The sequence below is a fragment of the Ferriphaselus amnicola genome, assembly GCF_000974685.2.
GTDB classification, from domain to species: domain Bacteria; phylum Pseudomonadota; class Gammaproteobacteria; order Burkholderiales; family Gallionellaceae; genus Ferriphaselus; species Ferriphaselus amnicola.
Genome location: NZ_AP018738.1, coordinates 1416751 through 1434682 on the forward strand (window position 1 = coordinate 1416751; position 17932 = coordinate 1434682).

The following is a 17932-nucleotide window of genomic DNA, read 5'->3' on the forward strand; positions in this document are numbered from 1 at the left end:
CACTTCCTTTTTAGCTTATTGAATTAATGTAAATTTATCTATTTTTGCAATTCCACCATCTCATGCAAACAGTCTAGCGCGGCGAGTTTATAGCACTCAGCCAGTGTTGGATAATTGAACACGTTGCTGACCAGATCGCGCACGCTACCGTTTAAATTCATCACCAATTGGCCGATGTGAATCAGCTCACTCGCCTGTTCACCAACGATATGTACGCCCAGTAATTTTTCATTCTGGGCGTTCACGATCAACTTCAACAAACCTTGAGCGTCGCCAATGATCTGGCCACGGGCACTATCCTTAAACTGAGCTCGTCCGATCACATAGGGAATGCCTTCCTGTTGCACTTCCTTTTCGGTTTTGCCCACGTAGGAGATTTCGGGAATGGTATATACCGCCATCGGCAGGTTCTCTGCGGAGACATGCTGCTCACCACCAAAGGCGTGGAGTACCGCCGCCCTGCCCTGCTCCATGCCCGTGGATGCTAACGCAGGACGACCGATCAAATCGCCCACTGCGTAAATATGCGGCACGCTGGTCTGAAATTGTGGATTCACTTCGATCCAGCCGTCCTTGCTACGCACCTCGGCACGAGCCACGTTCAAGCCGCCGCTATTCGGCTCGCGTCCTTGGGCATACAGCACCGCTTCGGCGCGTAGCTGCTGGCCGCTTTCCAGCAAGGTCAGCGTACCGCCACCTTCACGTTGGATCGCGACCACGCGCTCCCGCATGTGGAACTTCACCCCCATCGCTAAGAAGCTGTCCGCCAGCACACCCACTACATCGTCACTCAAATACGTCAGCAGTTGCGCGTGGCTATCTACCACCGAAACCTGCACCCCCAGCGCAGCAAAGATCGAGACGAATTCACACGCGATCACGCCGCCACCCACCACGAGCAAGCTTTCTGGCAGATGGCGCAGATTCAAAATCGAGGTCGAGTCCAACACCGACTTTTTGTCGAACTGGATATGCGCCGGACGACGCGGGCGCGAACCGGTGGCCAACAAAATGACATCTGCTGAAATGCGGCGCACATGACCTGCCGCATCAGCCACCTCCAGCGTATGTGCATCGAGGAATGAAGCCTCGCCCGGAATCAGAGCCACGCCATGACGTAGTAGCCGTTGCAGGATCACCGACTCTTGCTGAGCGATCACGCCCTCTTTACGGCGCACCGCATCCGCCAATAAACCGTGCCGACTACGCGCATCGGGCGCGAGTGCCTGACGCATACCGCCCGAGCGGCTAAGCAGGTAGGCGACTTCGCGCATGGCTTTGCTCGGGATGGTGCCAGTTTGCAAACCAGCGCCGCCGATCTTGGGTTTGCGTTCGATGATCGCCGCACGCTTACCCATACGCGCGGCCTGCCAAGCCGCATGTTGGCCAGCGGGACCGGAACCTACAATGAGAATATCAAAATCCATATCTATCAACTCACCTTAAGTTCCACTCTCATCATTTTGTGGTAAAAGAGAATTCACTGCTGCTGTTGCTGCTGCGGTTCACTTGCCTGCCGCTCCGCCCCCTCCACCCGCACTTCGGGCGCACGGCGCAGATCTAGTGTCAGCGGATAGTCGGGGTTACGACCTTCGCGCCGGAGGTGCATCTCGCCGGGAGTATGGCCATGATTCCAGAAGCGAGCCACGCGGCGTGCCTCGGCTTCGTTGGCGTTGACTGGGAACGTATCGTAGTTGCGACCGCCCGGATGCGCGACATGGTAGGTACATCCGCCGATGGAGCGTCCACTCCATGTGTCCACCAAGTCGAACACCAGCGGCGCTTGCACGCCGATGGTCGGATGCAGCCCCGAGGGCGGGCACCATGCGCGATAGCGCACGCCCGCGACGTATTCGCCACGCGTACCGGTCGCCGTCAATGGCAGAGGTCGACCGTTGCAGGTGAGTATGTGGCGGTTGTCGTTCATGTGACGCACCTTGATCTGCATACGCTCGACCGAAGAATCCACGTAGCGCGCCGTGCCACCTGCCGCCACTTCTTCGCCCAGCACATGCCAAGGCTCGATCGCCTGACGCAGCTCGATCTCGATGCCGTGATACACCACAGTTCCAAAACGCGGGAAGCGGAACTCTAAGAACGGGGCGAACCACTCGAACTCGAACGCATAGCCTGCGCGCTGCAGATCCAGCACCACATCGCGCATATCCTGCGCCACGAAATGCGGCAACATGTAGCGATCATGCAGCTCCGTACCCCAGCGTGTCAGACTGCCGCGATACGGTGTTTGCCAGAAGCGCGCCACCAAGGCCCGCAACAGCAGCATCTGCAACAAGGACATTTGCGCGTGTGGTGGCATCTCGAAGCCACGGAACTCCAACAAGCCCAGACGTCCGGTCGCACTGTCCGGCGAGTAGAGCTTGTCGATACAGAATTCAGCTCGGTGAGTATTGCCGGACAGATCGACCAGCAGGTTTCGCAGTAAGCGATCGACCAGCCAAGGTTGCAGATTCTCTTCGCCCGCTTTCAGGTGCTCGGTCATTTGCTGGAAAGCGATCTCCAGCTCGTACAAGCTGTCGTGACGCGCTTCATCCACGCGCGGCGCCTGACTGGTCGGCCCAATGAACATGCCGGAGAACAGGTAAGACAGCGCGGGATGATGCTGCCAATAGGTGATCAAGCTCATCAGTACATCTGGGCGGCGCAAGCAGGGCGAATCCGCCGGTGTCGCCGCACCCAAGGTGATGTGATTGCCACCGCCGGTGCCAGTATGGCGACCATCCAGCATGAACTTCTCTGTCCCCAGACGTGTCAGCCTAGCCTCCTCATACAGCGTCTGCGTGTTCGCCACCAACTGCGACCAAGAGCTAGAAGGATGAATGTTCACCTCGATCACGCCGGGATCGGGCGTGATCTTGAAGTCCTTCACGCGCGCATCAGCCGGTGGCGTGTAGCCTTCCAAGCGCAAGGGCAGATTCAAAGTATCAGCCGTCGCCTCGATCGCTTCGATCAGCACAACAAAATCTTCCAGCAGCGGCACGGGCGGCAAGAACACACACAACACGCCCGCTCTCACCTCGACGCACAAAGCGGTATGGATGATCTCGCGCGGATCGACAGCCTGCTTGGAAAGCCGAGATTTTTTGAGCTTGCTCGGGCTAGTCGATAAAGCAGCCACGTCATCCAAGGGATCGCGCCCGAATTCCAGTTCCATATCTTCTGGAGCGACCCAGGGCAAGGAGGCCAAGGGCAAACGCAACCCTAGCGGTGAATCACCCGAGGTCAGGTACAGGTGTTCGCGCCGCAACGGCCAGCGGCTCGACCGAAAGCCAGTCGCCACGATCGCTTTGCTGCGCTTCACCGGTTTGGCGGGCAAGGCCTTCAGCGGCAATACGAAACCGACCGGCTCGCCCAAGCCGCGCTCGATGAGCTTGGCCAAACGCCGCCGCTCATCGCTCTGCTTCAGATCCGCCTGTAGCGGATCGAGATTTTCCGGCCAGCGCTGCTCTAAGTCGAGGATCTGCGTGACATCTTCGTAAGCTGGAATGACGAAGCGCGGGTCCAAGCTCAACTGAGTCGCCAGTTGCTGGATGAAGCGCAACGCATCAGCGGTGTTATGTGCGCCCTCCTCCTGTGCTGTGACCAATAGCTCTTGCTTGCTCCACAGCGGTTTGCCGTCGGTGCGCCAGTAGCATCCCAACGCCCAGCGTGGCAGCGGCTCGCCCGGATACCATTTTCCTTGGCCGAAATGCAGCAGTGATCCTGGCGCGAAATGGCCTTGCAAACGGGTGAGTAGATCTCCCGCCAATTCGCGTTTTTTATCGGACAAGGCGGTGTAGTTCCACTCCGCCCCATCCATGTCGTCGATGGACACAAAGGTTGGCTCGCCACCCATCGTGAGGCGCACGTCATGCTTGAGCAACTCAGCATCGACCTGATGCCCCAAATTCAGGATGGATTGCCACTGCGCTTCGGTGTAAGGTTGAGTCACACGCGGATCTTCGTGGATACGCGTCACCTGCATCGCAAAATCGAAGTGTGATTCGCATACCTCCGTCGCGCCGATGACCGGCGCAGCAGACGATGGCATAGCGGTGCACGCCAGTGGAATATGTCCCTCGCCCGCCAATAGACCCGAAGTTGGGTCGAGACCGATCCAACCTGCACCCGGAATAAACACCTCGGTCCAAGCGTGCAAGTCGGTAAAGTCGTGTTCGGTACCGGAAGGGCCATCGAGCGCCTTCACGTCGGCTTTCAACTGGATGAGATAACCGGAAGCGAAGCGAGCTGCCAGCCCCAGATGGCGCAACGCCTGTACCAGCAGCCATGCAGAATCTCGACAAGAACCGCGCTTCAATTCCAGTGTCTGTTCCGGCGTCTGCACGCCGGCTTCGAGACGGACGATGTAGCCGACGGTATCTTGCACCCGCTGATTGATGCCTACCAGCATGTCGATGGTGCGCAACGGTTTACTTAACAATTCACGACGCGTCAGCGCAAGCCAATCCGCCAATAAGGGCATGGCAGGCTCGACCTCCAGATACGGACCCAACTCGCGCCTTAGGCCATCGGGGTACGCGAAGGGGAAGCTCTCCGCGAATTCCTCGATGAAGAAATCGAAGGGGTTGATCACCGTCATGTCGGCGACCAGATCGACCGTGACCGTGAGTGAGTCGGCTTTTTCTGGGAACACCAAACGTGCCACCCAGTTACCGAATGGGTCTTGCTGCCAATTCAGAAAGTGACCGGCTGGCTCGACGTTCAGCGAGTAGCTGTGTATCGGCGTGCGGCAATGTGCGGCAGGTCGCAAACGTATCTCATGCGGCCAGAGTTTGACGGAGCGATCAAAGCTGTAACGGGTCTGGTGATTAAGTGCAACGCGAATAGTCATCGCTTACCTCAACAACCAAGCCGGATCAAGGGAGTGGACACTACGCATCTCAGCGGAGTGAAATTATTGTCATGAAGCAAGTCGCAAACAGGAAGAATCATCTTCGGCACCAAAGTGTGGATCAAGGCTACTCTGTACTAGAGCACAAATCGCGCCAAGGACTTCAGACCAATAGATTCAGCCAGTTAAATATTAAGCCTCGTATTTACGCACCTTTTCGGGGCGGAAATCCCAGACTGGTGCAGAGCTCAGCCTAGAGCCTGCGCAAGCGCCGTAGCGAGAGCTTCCACTTCGTCCCAGTCCAGCTCGATCACGTGGTTACCGCTGGAAATACTCATGCCCGCCTCGTTCACCGCGCCCTCGAATGCGCCATCACTGGCAATCGGGCTCATGTAGATCTCGCGTTCAGGGCTGATGCCATTACGCACCGCGACTAAGGCAAACGAAAGGCTGGAGGCTTCCTTCGGAGTCAGTCTGATCGTGGCCTCATCTCCGAATTTCAGACAGATCAGCTTGCCAAAAGCGCGGTGTTGCATACTTTCGACGGATAGATTTCGAGTCAGCGTCTCAGACATGAGCGACCTTTCGTGCAGATTTAAGCAAACGCAGACAATCCCGATTGGCGGCAAGCTCCAGTGCAGTAAAGTCGTCCAGTGTCATCAGCGCAGTGTCAGCTCCCGCCTCCAACAACAGGTGAACCAACGGTGTCTTGCCGGCTGACGAGCAGTAGATCAGCGCCGTAGCTCCATTCACGTTTTGCGTATCAAGCGGTGCACCCGCCTTGATGAGGGCCAAGGCACACGCCTCACTCTCGGCAAAACACGCGAACCACAGCGCGCCGTTGCTGTCAGCATTCATCAGGCATGGATCAGCCCCTCGCGCCAACAACATCGTGAGCATATCGAACTGGCCCAAACGAGCGGCGTGCATCAAGGGTGTGGTCGCATTGGCGATCGTGCCGTCGATCTGCAAGGGTTCTGACACATCGAATCCGGCCTGCGCAAGCCATTCTTTCAGCGCTTGATCGTTCATGTTGATTCCTCTGGATTCAGTCATAAGCAGGTAAGGTCGAGATGCGGGGATCGTCGAGCGCCCGACCGACAGCGTAGTGATAGAGCACTTGGAACTGATCGTCTTGCAGACCGAGCACCTCATGCACCGCATCATCGAAGAAACAGCCGATACCCGTGCCACGCCATCCGGCTGCTTCGGCTTCGAGGGTGATGATGTGCCCCAACATGCCCGCTTCCCAATGCAAATGTCGATAAGCGGCCGAGTCGGCAGCGATGGGAGCAGCGAATTCCGCAACCATCATGAAGGTGACCGCAGACTGCATGGCGATGTCCTGATGGCAGGACAAGGTACGCGCGGTCTTGCCGGCACGCGCGGCAATGAGTTGGAACAACGGCAACTCAGTAGCAACAGTTTGCCAATCGAACGTCTCTCGGAACGCACCACGCAAGGAGACTTCAGCCCTGGCCGTGCGTGGCATCACATACAGCCCTGGAGCGATACCTTCGACGCGATGCACCAACAGCACCGGATGTACACGCGCTGCCGCCGTCCACAGTTCCCACACGGGAGAACCGCCGGGTAGCAAGCAATGGAGGATGTGATGCAAGACCTCCAGCGGCATCGTCGATACACCATCGAAGGCTTGGGCGCTACGCCGTTTCAAAATGACGTGCGCTGCACGGATGTCACCACGGTCGATGGACGCAGGTGGCGAATACGCGGAGGCCGAAGCAGAAACCGGCGATCTACCGCGCGTCGCTGTAGCGACCTCTTCGATCACCGGCCATTGATACAAGGGACGCGGGTCGAGCAAACTCGGCTTACCGGCCCAGTGTTGCCAATCGCTCGGTACAGTAGCCTCCGCAGCCTCTAGCGCCACGATGACCTCCGCTTCCTCCCCTTCCACGCCATCGAAGTCTGCGCTGCGATCCATGCCCAGACTGTGTGCCAGCGATGCGAACTCCATCCCCGATAGGCGAGGTTTCCAACCGTGCAATGCGGCTGCGTAACTCAGCGCAGCCAGCACATGCCCCAGATCGAGCTGGCAATAACGGAAGGCGCGCTCCCCATATTTCCATGCTTCACGCCAATGGATGGAGCTGAAGCCCAGCCCCATGCGCGCCGCTCCAAGGTGTGATGCAGATTCTGATAGTGATACAGGCCATCTTGCACACCGTCCACCTGAGCGGCGATCAGCCAAGTCTCGGTGGGATGCAGATTGCCGGATGAGGGATGAACGCGCAACGACCAGCGCGCACCCGCGTACTCCTTCCACGCGGAGAGGCCGACGCACAGACGTAACAAGGACCCCAAGTTTTGTTGAGTCAGCGGCAAAGGCTGGCGCGGCACAGCTAGCTCGCCCCACGTAATGTCGGACACCATGATCTCGCGCGGCAAGGCCAACGGCTGCGTGCCACTCCAGTCGCGGAACGCACGCGGCTGTGCGTCCCAGTCCAGCGTGCCCGGCCCCGTCGCATAACGATCCAAACCATGTTTGCTACGCGCGTGGTAGGCCAGCACAGTCGCCACCCGAGCGTCCGTCACGGCTAGTTCAGTCCGCTCAGTTCGTCGCTCAGACATCCGATGGGTTCAGCCAAAGTACCATCCGCGTCGATCTCGAAGCGCACCAGATAGATCTCTTCGTTCGGCATCTCTTGCGCATGGCCGACGTTGACCACCACACCGCGCGTGCCTGCTGCTGCCAGCAAAGCATCCGGCTCCACACCGGGAATGCTGCTCTCGCCGGTTTCCTCCAGCGACTCGTTGTACAGGTCATGCGCCGCGAACACCATGTCGCCCATTTGGAATCTACTCACTGCACACCTCACATATTGGGAATCAACGTTGCCTCACTGCGCAAGTCATCCTCGCGCCCCCAAGCCGTCACCATCTCGACGAACCAACGCTCGTCGCGTGGATGCGGACAGAACAAATCATATTCAGCATACACGCTGCGGTCGCTGTTGATGGTCAGCACTCCGCAGCGGTCGTTGCGCGCATTTCGCCACACGCCTTGATAACCCGGCAGTTGATTACCGGGATCAATGACTTGGGTGAACTGCACCGCCGCCAAGGTGATCTTCGGCGTAGCGGCCCCCGCCGAGAAATTGACGGCCTCCTGTTGCAAGGCCGCCACGACTCGCTCGGCGAAGGCCTGCAACTCAAAAGGAAGCGAAGTCGATCCAGCTACCATATCTCAGAAGGAACGATCAGCCGTTCCACAGGCTGACCACCCAACAGATGCTGCTCGAATATCTCGTTCACATCGGCTGCCGTAACGTTGCCATACATCACCCCTTCAGGATAAACCAGCACGCTAGGCCCCATACCGCAGGGGCCCAAGCAACCTGTAGGGGTGACTGCCACCTGAGTAAAGAGTTGACGCTGCTGCCACTGCCGAGTGAACTCATCCACGACTTCACGGCAGCCTTTTTGACCACAGGAGCCGCGCGGATGACCGGGCGGGCGTGATTGGGAACAAACGAATACATGTCTCAACGGTTTAGGCATCACTAAGCTCCAGCGGGCAGGGATTGATGGGTATGGCACTGCTTGGGGCAGACGCGGGCGCAAGAGCCGCAGCCGATACAGTCCATGGCATTGGCGATCGACATCACCATCGCGTTGTCCTCATCTTCGTCATAGGCTTCGTCGTCTTCGTCGCGCTCCAACAACTCGAACACATCGCGCGGGCAAACCTTGTAACAGCGGCCACAGCCGATGCAGGTGCTCTGATCGAGCGCAGTCAGAAAAGTCGGTGTGTAGGGTGTGCCACCCCGAGTGATTCCGGTGATCGCTTCCATCATCAAACTCCTTTCTGAGCTGCGGCTAGTTTCGCACTTGCTACGGCCCAAGCTTCGCACGCATCGTAAGTTGACTGTGCGATACCGGGGATCTGCTCATAGCCAGCAGGTAGCTTATCCTCGACCAGATCGTGTAACTGCGAGGCCCATTCGCTAGAGATGCGCTTGAGCTTCTTTACTTCCTTGTCGAGCGCTTTCAACTCGTCTTCGGTCATGTTCAGCTCCTTACAGCCCGGCCACTTCGGGATATTTGCCCACCATGCTCAGGGCGACCGACAGCAGCTTGTCGGCCTCGTCCTTCATCTTGGATAGGCTCTCAAAACCATAGCGATGCACATCACGCAAAGTACGATCCATCACTACCAACTTACCCACGGTGATGACCGCGCGACCAAAACCTTCGTGAGTGATGTTGATCATCGGGATCGCCATCAGACCGCATTCCTTCTCGATCAAGGACGCGATCGCGTTGTAGAACGCCTTGATACGGGCCAGCAACACTTCGTCAGGGTCGCCGATCACGGGGATAGCGCGGCGCTGCTCCTTGGTCAACACGTACGGCGCAAGAATGCGCTCTACCGGCCAGCCATCATAGGTACCGTAGCTATCCACAGCGCGCATCTGCTTGGACATCTCCTTGATGAAATCGGTGCTCAACAATGGGTCTTGCTCGACTGCCTGATTCATGGTGTAACTCCTTCGGTTGAATGATTCGTTTTGTGTGCTGACAAAGTGGGTGCCCAGCCGGTCCATCGTGCCAGCAGGAATGCGATGCAAAAACCGGCGACGGCGCCCAATACTGCCCCCACATCGCCCCCGCCCAAGGTGGTGGCGATGCCCGCTCCCACCAGCGCCATGACACTCGGCAGCAGATAGGCCAGCAGGCCAGCCTTGAATAGATCGCCTTCGCTCATGCTCAATTGCAACTCTTCACCAATGGCGACAGGGACATCGCAGCGAATCTCGATTGCGGATCGCGTGCTGGAAAAATACTTCCCCAAGCCCGACACGCCGCAGCTACTGCGCGATTTACAGCCGCCGCATCCCGACTCAGTGGCAGGTTCGACCCGAACCACGCCGGACTCAGCGGATACCACTCGGGCAGAGGTCTCTATCATTCCTGCCAAGCCTCGTCGTCCGCAAAGCGGCTGGTATCCGATTGCTTTTTAAGATGTTTCGCCAACCACACCGGCGTATCGCTGACCAGATTCTTTTGCAGGCCGCTCAACAGCACCTCGATCGCAGAACCTTCATCCACTCGCATCGGCTGGATGCCCTTGGCCAGCAATTGCTGGATGGCGGATGCACCCGCCGCGTTGCAATACACCGCCGCGCAATCCAGCAGCAGCTCGATCTTGGCCGCGAGCTTGCCCTCATGGCCATCCATCGCAGTCTCGATGAACTCAGCCACCTCGACCAAGTGTGCAGAGCATTCATCCACCTCGTAGATGGCAAATGCCTCCGCCGCACCAAAGTGCTGATTCACCACGCGGCGGTCGCTCGTTGCAAAGGCGATCTTCACACTCATACTTGACTCCTCAATGGGTCTGACCAGCCGCAGATGTCGCACGGACTTCTCCTGTTCGCTGGTTGTAGATGGAAACATAAGGGGCTGGCTCGTGGTGTCCATGCTCGACCAGCAGATTCGCCAAGTCGAACAGCGTCTGCCGCGTGCCGCGATAACCTACCCACAGTCGCTGGTAGCCGCCCAATAGATCGAACTGCGGGAAACCCGCGCGCAACAGCGGTACACCCAAACGGTGCGCGGTCTCGACCGCATGCGAGTTGCTGATGACAAGTTGGGCGTGCTTGCTGCGCGCTGCGATCTCTAAATCTTCCAGATCGCCGATGGCGACTTTCTCCGCCGCCACCTCACTCAGGATGTGGGCACGAGCAGGTGCGACGGCAGCCACCACCTCACCGCCCATGCCCGTCAGCAGCTCGGCAAAACCGAATAGCAAATCTGGATCAGCCGCGATGGCGACGCGGGCAAAGCCCAACATGAAATGACTGTCCACCATCGCGTCTTGCAACTGCGCACGCTGGCGTTCGATCTTCTCCGGCACAGGCTTGCCGCTGATCTCGGCCAAGGCAGCGATGAAGCTATCCACTGCATCCAAGCCCATCAGACTGGCGAAGCGATGATCTGGCACGCCAGTTCGCGCGTTCAACACGTCTGCCGCATCAAACAGTGAGCTACCCAACACCAAGGTAGCGATGGATTCGCCCATGCTAGCGATGTCGCCGACCGGCGTACCGCCCACCGTCAGCGGACTGCTCTCCTGTTCCGTCAAATGACCGTCCAGCGAATCGGCAATGTCCGGCAACACCAGCGGACGCAGACCGAACGCCTCGATCAGCTCCTTGATATGCTCGATGTCGCCGGGCGTGAGGAAAGAACCTGCCAGCACGTTGACCTGCTTCTTGCGGCGACCGACATTGTTTTTCACGTTCGCCCCCTCGCCCGCTTGCGGGAGAGGGTTGGGGAGAGGGTCTTTATTCGCCAGCACCGTCTCCAAGATCGCCTTCACCGCCAGCGCATACCCGCTCTCCAAACAGCCCGTGAAGTCCGGCGTGTTCACTGGAACCACAGGGATGTGCGCATACTCGGGATGCTTGGTATAAAAATCCTTCACCAGCCGCTTGATGTCCGTTCCCTGCGTCTCGGATAGACCTGTCGTCGGCAGACCGATCAGCGCAGGCTTGCTCTTCTCACAGACCGCCTTCAAGCCTTCGATCACATTCTCATCCGCATTCATCACGGTCGAGACCTGATCCATCGCGGTAGTCTGCAAAGGGATGGGCTCACGGAAGTGGCGCACGAAATACACTTTGCCAAAGGCAGTGCACCCCTGCGAACCGTGCATCATCGGGATCGCTTTGCTGATACCGAGGAAAGCCAGCGAAGCGCCAACCGGCTGGCTGGCCTTGAGTGGATTCACCGCGAGTGCTTTGTTGCGTTTCAGGATCTCAGCCATGTCATGCTCCCAATTCGATGCCAGGCACCGTTGACTTCGCCCAAGGCGCAGGTTTTCTCACCGCTGCCCACACGGGACTCTGCAACGTCAGTGCCAGTTGCCGAGCCAGCTCAGTCATACCGCTGTAGCCTTCGTAGCCGAATTCGCGCTCCTGATTGATATCCAAGAATGGCAGCTTCGCTTTTAGCGCGGTGTACATGTTGCGGCCACCCGCGATCAGAATATCGGCCTGATACTCTTTCACCACACCGAGCAGCGCCTTGGGGCTGCCATCGGTGATCATCTTGGTCTTCTCGCCCATGATCTCGCGGATGCGCGCCTTGTCTTCTTCGGTGGATTTATTCGTGCCAGTCGCAACGACTTCCAGCCCCAGATCCTGCAAGGCGGAAACGATAGACCACGACTTCACGCCGCCGGTGTAGAGCAGCACGCGTTTGCCGCGCAACTTGTCGCGCCAAGGTTCGAGTTCAGCATTGATCTTGGCTTCCTCGCGCACGATCATCGCCTCAGTGCGTTCGGTAAGTGACGGGTCTTTGAGCAGGCGCGCGAAATCACGGAAGGCTTGCGAGGTATCGGTCACGCCGTAGAAACTGCCTTCAAAGAACGGGATCTTGTAATCGGTTTCCAGCTTGCGCGCCACGTTGAGCAGCGCCTTGGCACACACCACCATATCGGCTTCGGCACGGTGCATGGTCTGCACATCGTGAAAGCGCGCATCGCCGGACAAAGTACACAGGATGCGCAAGCCGAGTTCGTCGAACAGCGGCAGCACGTTCCAGAATTCACCCGCGATGTTGTATTCGCCGATGAGGTTCACGTCATGCACGGTGATGCCGGGACGTTGCTGCTCCGGCAGCAGCGGCAACGGCTCCGCCGTACCCACCACATACTTGAACATGGCCTCGCCCGCAATGCGGTTGCCGAGGTTCTTGGTGCCGTAAAAACCGGCGCAATCAACCGGCACCACTGGCACGCCGCATTTTTCGGCGGCAGCTTTGCATACCGCGCTGATGTCGTCGCCGGTGAGCGCGGGTACACAAGTGTTGTAAACGAAGACCGCCTTGGGCGCGTAGCCGTCCACGGCTTGCTTGATGGCATGGAACAGGCGCTTCTCGCCGCGTCCCATGATCACATCTTGTTCGGTGAGGTCGGTGGTCATGCCGATGCGATACAGCGTGGGGCCGGAAGAGCGCGTACCACGGTTGTCCCACGAACTGCCCGCGCAGGCGATGGGGCCGTGAACGATATGCGCCACATCGGCGATGGGCAGCAAAGCGATCTGCGCCCCGTCGAAAGAGCAGCCACCCGCCGTCGCGCCCGGCTTAGGGCGCGCGCAACCGGACTTCTCCTTCTTGTTATGTGTGCAGGCCGGTTCGTTAAGTAACTCGGCGATGTCTTTGGCGTGCATGGCATTGACTCACAGGTAATGACACCCATGTATCTGCAAATGCCATGCCAGACGACAGCGGATTGATTTATTGGAAATTTATTGAGAGGGAATTTGTAGCAAAGCAGACAAAACGGACGGGGACGACAAATCTGTGGCGCAGGGTGGGGAGCTGGAGGCGAGGCATCTTCATTGCGAACCTGAGCTAATTATTTCTCCATCCTAACGACAAAAGTTACGATTGTTGTCGATAGCACCTAGCGCTACCATTTGCCATGACCAAAAAGTCACCCAACACAATTCGAGCTTTCATCTTACTTCCACGCCTGCGTCAGCAATTCATCCAGCGCATCAGTAATGCGATTACCTTCGCCGGAAATTATCATAAAGCGACGACTGCACCACAACAACAAACGGTATATGTTGCTGTTGACGTCCAGTGTTACGGTAAATATCGAACTGAGCCATATTTTAAAGTGTGGAATACTCATCAGCGAACGAACCTGACTGTGCATTGAATCCGTTCCACATTCCTGCAACTTGATTTGCTTGCTCCTGACGGACCTGCTTTTCACGCTGTATCTGCACAACATAGCTAGACAATAGTGTCTCAACCACAGCCGACAGGTTTGGCGTCAGCGCTTTAGCTTGAGCGACGATATCCTCATTTAATGTCAAATTCACTGCGCGCTTACGAACAGAATTAGTTTGTAATTTCGTCATGATTTATGGCCACAGAATATGTACGCGCATTATATGCGCATGCATATTCAAGTGGAAATCGGTTGAACACTAGTGCGCGCATTCCCCTTGCTAGGTGAGTACCGAACCGGCCTTGCACCAGCAGGGGGTCAAGCGGACGGTTTTGTATTTGACTTGGCATTTGCTGCTGACTTTCTTGTGTGCTCAGTTGTACCCTGTGCTTCCACGTATGCTCGAATCGTCTCAAGCGTAGCGCCGCCAACTGAGCCGACGAAGTAGGCCCGATGCCAGAACAATGGCTTGGCATGGTAAAACTTTACCAAATGTTCGGCAAACCTGTTTCTTGTTCTGCGTGCGCTGGCGGTCTTGAGATTGTTGATTAGTACCGATATATCCAGTGCCGGATGGATATCAACCAAGAGGTGCGCATGATCTGGCTCGCCGCCGAATTCAATCAGCTTGCAACGCCATCCATCGAGTATTTCTCCAAAGGCAGTTTTGAGGTATTCCAGCACTTCCGGCGTAAGTGTTTTACGGCGGTATTTGGTCACAAAAACGATATGTAGCTTAATGTTATAAACTGCGTGAGAACTTGATTTATTATTGTGTTCCATGCTTGCGCCCTAAGTAGTTGTGGTAGTATATCATCTATGCAAATAGGAAATAAATTTCGTTGTTATCCTACTTCTGCTCAGGAGCAAACCCTGTTGCGGTGGATCGGTTGCCAGCGGAATATCTACAATTCCAAGGTGCGCGAAGACCAGTATTTCCGCCGCTTTGCGCAGAAATCTTTGCAGCACGTCGGGCAGTATGCCCCGATAGACCAACAATACAGCCAGTTCAAAACTGACTTAACGCCATATTTGTCCGAAGTGCCTAGCGTCTTGCTGCGCAATGGCGCGGTGCTGTGGAAGCAGGCGTATGGTCGTTATTTCTCCAAGCTGGGCGGTCGTCCAGTCATACACAAGAAGCACGGTAAACAAGCTGTCTGGCTTACTTCGGAATTGTTCAAGTTTGTGCCAGTTACCGATACCGAGACTGGCAAAATCACCGGTCACCAGCTTTATCTCGGAACCAAGAAATTCCCTGTTGGGATTTTGATGTTCAAGGCGCACAAGGACTACAAACTTCCCGCCTCACTGCACATCAGTATTCATGCAGGGCGTTGGCACGTTTCGTTTAACTACGATGATGGTATTCAGGAACCAACCGACAAAGACACAACCGACTGGCTAATCCAGTTTGATGAAGCAGAATTGCGCAAGATGACTGCCGGGCTGGATCTTGGCGTTACTTTGCCGTTGGCCGGGAGCGATTACCAGCAATTCGGATTTTCAGAAGTTCAAGACAAACGCCTGCTTGCTCAAGAGCGACACAAAAAATGCTGGCAACGCCGTCAGGCGCGCCGAACCAAGGGGTCTGCGGGTTGGGTCAAGGCGAAGCGCAAGGTAGCGCGTTATCAGCGGTATGGTGCCGATGTGCGCCGGGATGTATCTCATAAGACTAGCTGTTGAATTGCACCCAAAACTGACCCACCTAGCGCAGTAAATTGCATCCAAATTTGACCCACGTATAGATACTGTCCTGCTCAATATTTGAGCGGGAACAAACAGGAGTGATCAACGTGGCGATATTAAGCAGCATCAGGCGCTGGCATTTGCGCGACAACATGCCCATCAGAGAGATCGTTCGAAGGACCGGACTCTCCCGCAACACCATCAGGAAGTATTTGACCAACAAAGTCGTTGAGCCCAAGTACCCCAAGCGTAAGACCCCCAGCAAGCTCGACGACTATGCCGTCAAGCTAACTGCATGGCTAAAGACCGAAGCTGGCAAAGGACGCAAACAGAAGCGTAGTCTCAAGCAACTGCACAGCGACTTGGTGCAGCTAGGCTTCACAGGCTCCTACGACCGAGTGGTTGCCTTCGCTAAACGATGGCGACAGCAACAACAAGAACAGGCGCAGACGGCGGGACGCGGCACCTTCATTCCGCTCATCTTTGCACCTGGTGAAGCCTTCCAGTTCGATTGGAGCGAAGACTGGGCCGTCATCGCGGGAGAACGCACCAAACTTCAGATTGCTCACTTCAAACTCAGTCACAGTCGAGCCTTCTATCTGCGTGCCTATCCGTTGCAGACACACGAGATGCTGTTCGACGCACACAACCATGCCTTCGCTGTCTTCGACGGCGTGCCTGCGCGTGGCATCTACGACAACATGCGCACCGCAGTAGACAAGGTCCGACGCGGCAAACAACGCGACGTCAATATCCGCTTCTCTGCCATGGTGAGCCACTACCTGTTCGATGCTGAATTCTGCAATCCAGCTTCCGGTTGGGAGAAAGGACAGATTGAGAAAAACGTACAAGATGCAAGGCATCGCATCTGGAACAAACTCCCCGCGTTTGGGAGTCTGCATGAACTCAATGACTGGCTACATCAACGCTGCCTGTCGCTCTGGAAAGAACTCCCTCATCCCCTACAATCGGAACGTCGTATCGCAGATGTCTATGCGGACGAACATCCTTGCCTGATGGCGCTGTCCTGCCCATTTGATGGATTTGTTGAACACGTCAAACGCGTGTCGCCGACTTGCTTGGTCATGTTCGAGCGTAACCGCTACAGTGTTCCGGCCTCCTATGCCAACCGCCCCATCAGCCTGAGGGTGTATGCCGACAAGCTGTTGTTCGTAGCTGAATCTCAAATCATTGCCGAGCATGTGCGGATGATTTCGAATAAGCATGCTCATGGTCAGACGATCTACGACTGGCGTCATTACCTGAGCGTGCTTCAACGCAAGCCAGGTGCATTGCGCAACGGTGCACCGTTCGCTGAACTACCCGAAGGCTTCAAGCATTTGCAGAACATCTTGCTCAAGCGACTGGGTGGAGATCGGGAGATGGTAGAAATCTTAGCCCTCGTCTTACAGCACGATGAAGCTGCCGTGCTCACAGCAGTCGAGTTGGCCCTAGAGAGCGGTGTGCCATCCAAGCAGCATGTGCTCAATCTGCTGACGCGACTGATTGAGCCTGCACCACCAGCCCCTGTTGATACGCCGGCCCATCTGACGCTCGTGGTCGAGCCGCAGTCTAACGTTAGCCGCTATGACCAATTGAGGGAGGTGCGCCATGCAGCATGAAGCCATGATCACCACGCTCAAGAGCATCAAGTTATACGGCATGGCGCAGGCGGTGGATGAACTGGCTAGCCAAGGTTCACCTGCCTATCAGAGTGCACAAGTGATGTTGAGTACCTTGCTCAAGGCCGAGATGGCGGAACGCGAGGTACGCTCTATCGCCTACCAGATGAAGGCATCCCGTTTCCCAGTCTACCGTGACTTGGCGAGTTTCGACTTCAGCCAGAGCGTGGTGAACGAGGCACTCATCCGGCAGTTGCATCGATGCGAGTTCTTGGATCAGGCACACAATGTGGTGCTGGTCGGAGGCCCTGGCACGGGCAAGACGCATCTGGCGACGGCACTCGGTGTGCAGGCGGTGCAACATCAGCATCGTCGAGTCAGGTTCTTCTCGACCATTGAGTTGGTGAATGCGTTGGAGTTGGAGAAGGCTGCGGGCAAACAGGGGCAGATTGCTAACCGGATGATGTATGCCGATCTGGTGATTCTGGATGAGTTGGGCTATCTGCCGTTCAGCCAAGCGGGAGGTGCATTACTGTTCCACTTCATTGGCAAACTCTATGAGCGCACGAGTCTTGTGATCACGACCAACTTAAGCTTCGCTGAATGGGGCTGTGTGTTCGGGGATGCAAAGATGACAACGGCGTTGCTCGACAGGTTGACGCACCACTGCCACATCGTGGAGTCCGGCAACGACAGTTACCGCTTCAGAAACAGTTCAACTCAATCGGGAAAGGAGGGCAAAAACAGAAAACTATCCACAACTTGAAACGTTCAGAGATAATTCAAGGGTGGGTCAAAGTTCAATGCAATTGGTGGGTCAGTTTTACACGCAATTCAACAGCACTAACACTTGCCAGCAATCTGAAGGCCTACAGCCCACCGGAGATTCAACTCCTACATAAGATGATTAATCATTCGGCAGTAAATCCTTTGCATAACTTGGCTTCGGTTCAGTACGAATTACAAATTGACGATTTGCCGTCACCTCTTGATGTGCAGAACACGGCGCTTGAGCTTCTCAGTAAATCAATCACTTTTGAATTTGGAGATCCAAAAAAC

At 56.4% G+C, this 17932-nt stretch carries 22 protein-coding genes; 3 read left to right on the forward strand and 19 right to left on the reverse strand.

Going from position 1 to position 17932, the window contains the following annotated elements; translation table 11 throughout:
* Positions 1-38: 38 nt before the first annotated feature.
* From sthA to tnpA, 19 genes are all read right to left on the reverse strand, one after another.
* Positions 39-1427, reverse strand: coding sequence for a Si-specific NAD(P)(+) transhydrogenase (gene sthA / locus OYT1_RS07045; protein WP_062627717.1), 1389 nt, complete (start codon positions 1425-1427; stop codon positions 39-41).
* A 53-nt stretch (positions 1428-1480) separates the two neighbouring features.
* Complete coding sequence (locus OYT1_RS07050) at positions 1481-4849, reverse strand: transglutaminase family protein (protein WP_062627716.1); 3369 nt, start codon at positions 4847-4849, stop codon at positions 1481-1483.
* A gap of 248 nt (positions 4850-5097) precedes the next feature.
* The gene (locus OYT1_RS07055; protein ID WP_062627715.1) at positions 5098-5424 is read right to left on the reverse strand and encodes a hypothetical protein; all 327 of its coding nucleotides are present in this window, start codon (positions 5422-5424) and stop codon (positions 5098-5100) included.
* On the reverse strand, positions 5417-5881 hold the full coding sequence (locus OYT1_RS07060; RefSeq protein WP_062627714.1) for an ankyrin repeat domain-containing protein: 465 nt from the start codon (positions 5879-5881) through the stop codon (positions 5417-5419). Before OYT1_RS07060 ends, OYT1_RS07055 begins: the two co-directional genes overlap by 8 nt.
* A 16-nt stretch (positions 5882-5897) precedes the next feature.
* Complete coding sequence (locus OYT1_RS07065; protein WP_197714068.1) at positions 5898-6980, reverse strand: nitroreductase family protein; 1083 nt, start codon at positions 6978-6980, stop codon at positions 5898-5900.
* Complete coding sequence (locus OYT1_RS13750; RefSeq protein WP_232013138.1) at positions 6875-7444, reverse strand: nitroreductase family protein; 570 nt, start codon at positions 7442-7444, stop codon at positions 6875-6877. The genes OYT1_RS07065 and OYT1_RS13750 overlap by 106 nt, the downstream gene beginning before the upstream one ends.
* The gene (locus tag OYT1_RS07070; protein WP_084612089.1) at positions 7411-7680 is read right to left on the reverse strand and encodes a nitrogen fixation protein NifZ; all 270 of its coding nucleotides are present in this window, start codon (positions 7678-7680) and stop codon (positions 7411-7413) included. Before OYT1_RS07070 ends, OYT1_RS13750 begins: the two co-directional genes overlap by 34 nt.
* 8 nt (positions 7681-7688) lie before the next feature.
* The gene (locus OYT1_RS07075) at positions 7689-8057 is read right to left on the reverse strand and encodes a hypothetical protein (RefSeq protein ID WP_062627712.1); all 369 of its coding nucleotides are present in this window, start codon (positions 8055-8057) and stop codon (positions 7689-7691) included.
* Positions 8051-8374 carry a (2Fe-2S) ferredoxin domain-containing protein gene (locus tag OYT1_RS07080; protein ID WP_062627711.1) on the reverse strand — a complete coding sequence of 108 codons (324 nt, stop codon included), beginning with the start codon at positions 8372-8374 and terminating at the stop codon, positions 8051-8053. Before OYT1_RS07080 ends, OYT1_RS07075 begins: the two co-directional genes overlap by 7 nt.
* Before the next feature lie 2 nt (positions 8375-8376).
* Positions 8377-8670 carry a ferredoxin III, nif-specific gene (fdxB, locus tag OYT1_RS07085; protein ID WP_232013139.1) on the reverse strand — a complete coding sequence of 98 codons (294 nt, stop codon included), beginning with the start codon at positions 8668-8670 and terminating at the stop codon, positions 8377-8379.
* Positions 8670-8882 carry a CCE_0567 family metalloprotein gene (locus OYT1_RS07090; RefSeq protein ID WP_062627709.1) on the reverse strand — a complete coding sequence of 71 codons (213 nt, stop codon included), beginning with the start codon at positions 8880-8882 and terminating at the stop codon, positions 8670-8672. The genes fdxB and OYT1_RS07090 overlap by 1 nt, the downstream gene beginning before the upstream one ends.
* Before the next feature lie 10 nt (positions 8883-8892).
* Positions 8893-9354, reverse strand: coding sequence for a NifX-associated nitrogen fixation protein (locus tag OYT1_RS07095; protein WP_062627708.1), 462 nt, complete (start codon positions 9352-9354; stop codon positions 8893-8895).
* On the reverse strand, positions 9351-9785 hold the full coding sequence (locus OYT1_RS07100; RefSeq protein ID WP_062627707.1) for a SoxR reducing system RseC family protein: 435 nt from the start codon (positions 9783-9785) through the stop codon (positions 9351-9353). The genes OYT1_RS07095 and OYT1_RS07100 overlap by 4 nt, the downstream gene beginning before the upstream one ends.
* Positions 9782-10195, reverse strand: coding sequence for a NifB/NifX family molybdenum-iron cluster-binding protein (locus tag OYT1_RS07105; RefSeq protein WP_062627706.1), 414 nt, complete (start codon positions 10193-10195; stop codon positions 9782-9784). The genes OYT1_RS07100 and OYT1_RS07105 overlap by 4 nt, the downstream gene beginning before the upstream one ends.
* A gap of 10 nt (positions 10196-10205) precedes the next feature.
* Positions 10206-11645 carry a nitrogenase iron-molybdenum cofactor biosynthesis protein NifN gene (gene nifN / locus OYT1_RS07110; RefSeq protein ID WP_062627705.1) on the reverse strand — a complete coding sequence of 480 codons (1440 nt, stop codon included), beginning with the start codon at positions 11643-11645 and terminating at the stop codon, positions 10206-10208.
* Position 11646: 1 nt separating this feature from the next.
* A complete protein-coding gene (gene nifE / locus OYT1_RS07115) occupies positions 11647-13053 on the reverse strand; it encodes a nitrogenase iron-molybdenum cofactor biosynthesis protein NifE (RefSeq protein ID WP_062627704.1) in 1407 nt (468 codons plus the stop codon).
* Positions 13054-13395: 342 nt separating this feature from the next.
* Positions 13396-13500 (reverse strand): CcdB family protein, encoded by a 105-nt coding sequence (locus tag OYT1_RS14080; protein WP_110818392.1) that lies wholly within the window; start codon positions 13498-13500, stop codon positions 13396-13398.
* Positions 13501-13503: 3 nt separating this feature from the next.
* Positions 13504-13755 carry a type II toxin-antitoxin system CcdA family antitoxin gene (locus OYT1_RS07125; RefSeq protein WP_084612087.1) on the reverse strand — a complete coding sequence of 84 codons (252 nt, stop codon included), beginning with the start codon at positions 13753-13755 and terminating at the stop codon, positions 13504-13506.
* 128 nt (positions 13756-13883) lie between these two features.
* Positions 13884-14348 (reverse strand): IS200/IS605 family transposase, encoded by a 465-nt coding sequence (gene tnpA / locus OYT1_RS07130; RefSeq protein WP_119283500.1) that lies wholly within the window; start codon positions 14346-14348, stop codon positions 13884-13886.
* A 36-nt stretch (positions 14349-14384) separates the two neighbouring features.
* On the opposite strand from tnpA, the gene OYT1_RS07135 reads away from it, so the two are divergent.
* The 3 genes from OYT1_RS07135 (at position 14385) to istB (ending at position 17639) form a co-directional block, all read left to right on the forward strand.
* On the forward strand, positions 14385-15248 hold the full coding sequence (locus OYT1_RS07135) for an RNA-guided endonuclease InsQ/TnpB family protein (RefSeq protein ID WP_119283502.1): 864 nt from the start codon (positions 14385-14387) through the stop codon (positions 15246-15248).
* A 101-nt stretch (positions 15249-15349) separates the two neighbouring features.
* Complete coding sequence (istA, locus tag OYT1_RS07140) at positions 15350-16873, forward strand: IS21 family transposase (protein WP_062627779.1); 1524 nt, start codon at positions 15350-15352, stop codon at positions 16871-16873.
* Positions 16863-17639 carry an IS21-like element helper ATPase IstB gene (istB, locus tag OYT1_RS07145; RefSeq protein WP_062627778.1) on the forward strand — a complete coding sequence of 259 codons (777 nt, stop codon included), beginning with the start codon at positions 16863-16865 and terminating at the stop codon, positions 17637-17639. Before istA ends, istB begins: the two co-directional genes overlap by 11 nt.
* Positions 17640-17932: the final 293 nt, after the last annotated feature.

What these genes read in the sequence shown, in the direction of transcription:
- sthA (WP_062627717.1), bottom strand. Translation starts at nt 1,427, where the DNA reads ATGGATTTTGATATTCTCATTGTAGGTTCCGGTCCCGCTGGCCAACAT.
- OYT1_RS07050 (WP_062627716.1), bottom strand. Translation starts at nt 4,849, where the DNA reads ATGACTATTCGCGTTGCACTTAATCACCAGACCCGTTACAGCTTTGAT.
- OYT1_RS07055 (WP_062627715.1), bottom strand. Translation starts at nt 5,424, where the DNA reads ATGTCTGAGACGCTGACTCGAAATCTATCCGTCGAAAGTATGCAACAC.
- OYT1_RS07060 (WP_062627714.1), bottom strand. Translation starts at nt 5,881, where the DNA reads ATGAACGATCAAGCGCTGAAAGAATGGCTTGCGCAGGCCGGATTCGAT.
- OYT1_RS07065 (WP_197714068.1), bottom strand. Translation starts at nt 6,980, where the DNA reads ATGGGGCTGGGCTTCAGCTCCATCCATTGGCGTGAAGCATGGAAATAT.
- OYT1_RS13750 (WP_232013138.1), bottom strand. Translation starts at nt 7,444, where the DNA reads ATGTCTGAGCGACGAACTGAGCGGACTGAACTAGCCGTGACGGACGCT.
- OYT1_RS07075 (WP_062627712.1), bottom strand. Translation starts at nt 8,057, where the DNA reads ATGGTAGCTGGATCGACTTCGCTTCCTTTTGAGTTGCAGGCCTTCGCC.
- OYT1_RS07080 (WP_062627711.1), bottom strand. Translation starts at nt 8,374, where the DNA reads ATGCCTAAACCGTTGAGACATGTATTCGTTTGTTCCCAATCACGCCCG.
- fdxB (WP_232013139.1), bottom strand. Translation starts at nt 8,670, where the DNA reads ATGATGGAAGCGATCACCGGAATCACTCGGGGTGGCACACCCTACACA.
- OYT1_RS07090 (WP_062627709.1), bottom strand. Translation starts at nt 8,882, where the DNA reads ATGACCGAAGACGAGTTGAAAGCGCTCGACAAGGAAGTAAAGAAGCTC.
- OYT1_RS07095 (WP_062627708.1), bottom strand. Translation starts at nt 9,354, where the DNA reads ATGAATCAGGCAGTCGAGCAAGACCCATTGTTGAGCACCGATTTCATC.
- OYT1_RS07100 (WP_062627707.1), bottom strand. Translation starts at nt 9,785, where the DNA reads ATGATAGAGACCTCTGCCCGAGTGGTATCCGCTGAGTCCGGCGTGGTT.
- OYT1_RS07105 (WP_062627706.1), bottom strand. Translation starts at nt 10,195, where the DNA reads ATGAGTGTGAAGATCGCCTTTGCAACGAGCGACCGCCGCGTGGTGAAT.
- nifN (WP_062627705.1), bottom strand. Translation starts at nt 11,645, where the DNA reads ATGGCTGAGATCCTGAAACGCAACAAAGCACTCGCGGTGAATCCACTC.
- nifE (WP_062627704.1), bottom strand. Translation starts at nt 13,053, where the DNA reads ATGCACGCCAAAGACATCGCCGAGTTACTTAACGAACCGGCCTGCACA.
- OYT1_RS14080 (WP_110818392.1), bottom strand. Translation starts at nt 13,500, where the DNA reads ATGGCTCAGTTCGATATTTACCGTAACACTGGACGTCAACAGCAACAT.
- OYT1_RS07125 (WP_084612087.1), bottom strand. Translation starts at nt 13,755, where the DNA reads ATGACGAAATTACAAACTAATTCTGTTCGTAAGCGCGCAGTGAATTTG.
- tnpA (WP_119283500.1), bottom strand. Translation starts at nt 14,348, where the DNA reads ATGGAACACAATAATAAATCAAGTTCTCACGCAGTTTATAACATTAAG.
- OYT1_RS07135 (WP_119283502.1), top strand. Translation starts at nt 14,385, where the DNA reads ATGCAAATAGGAAATAAATTTCGTTGTTATCCTACTTCTGCTCAGGAG.
- istB (WP_062627778.1), top strand. Translation starts at nt 16,863, where the DNA reads ATGCAGCATGAAGCCATGATCACCACGCTCAAGAGCATCAAGTTATAC.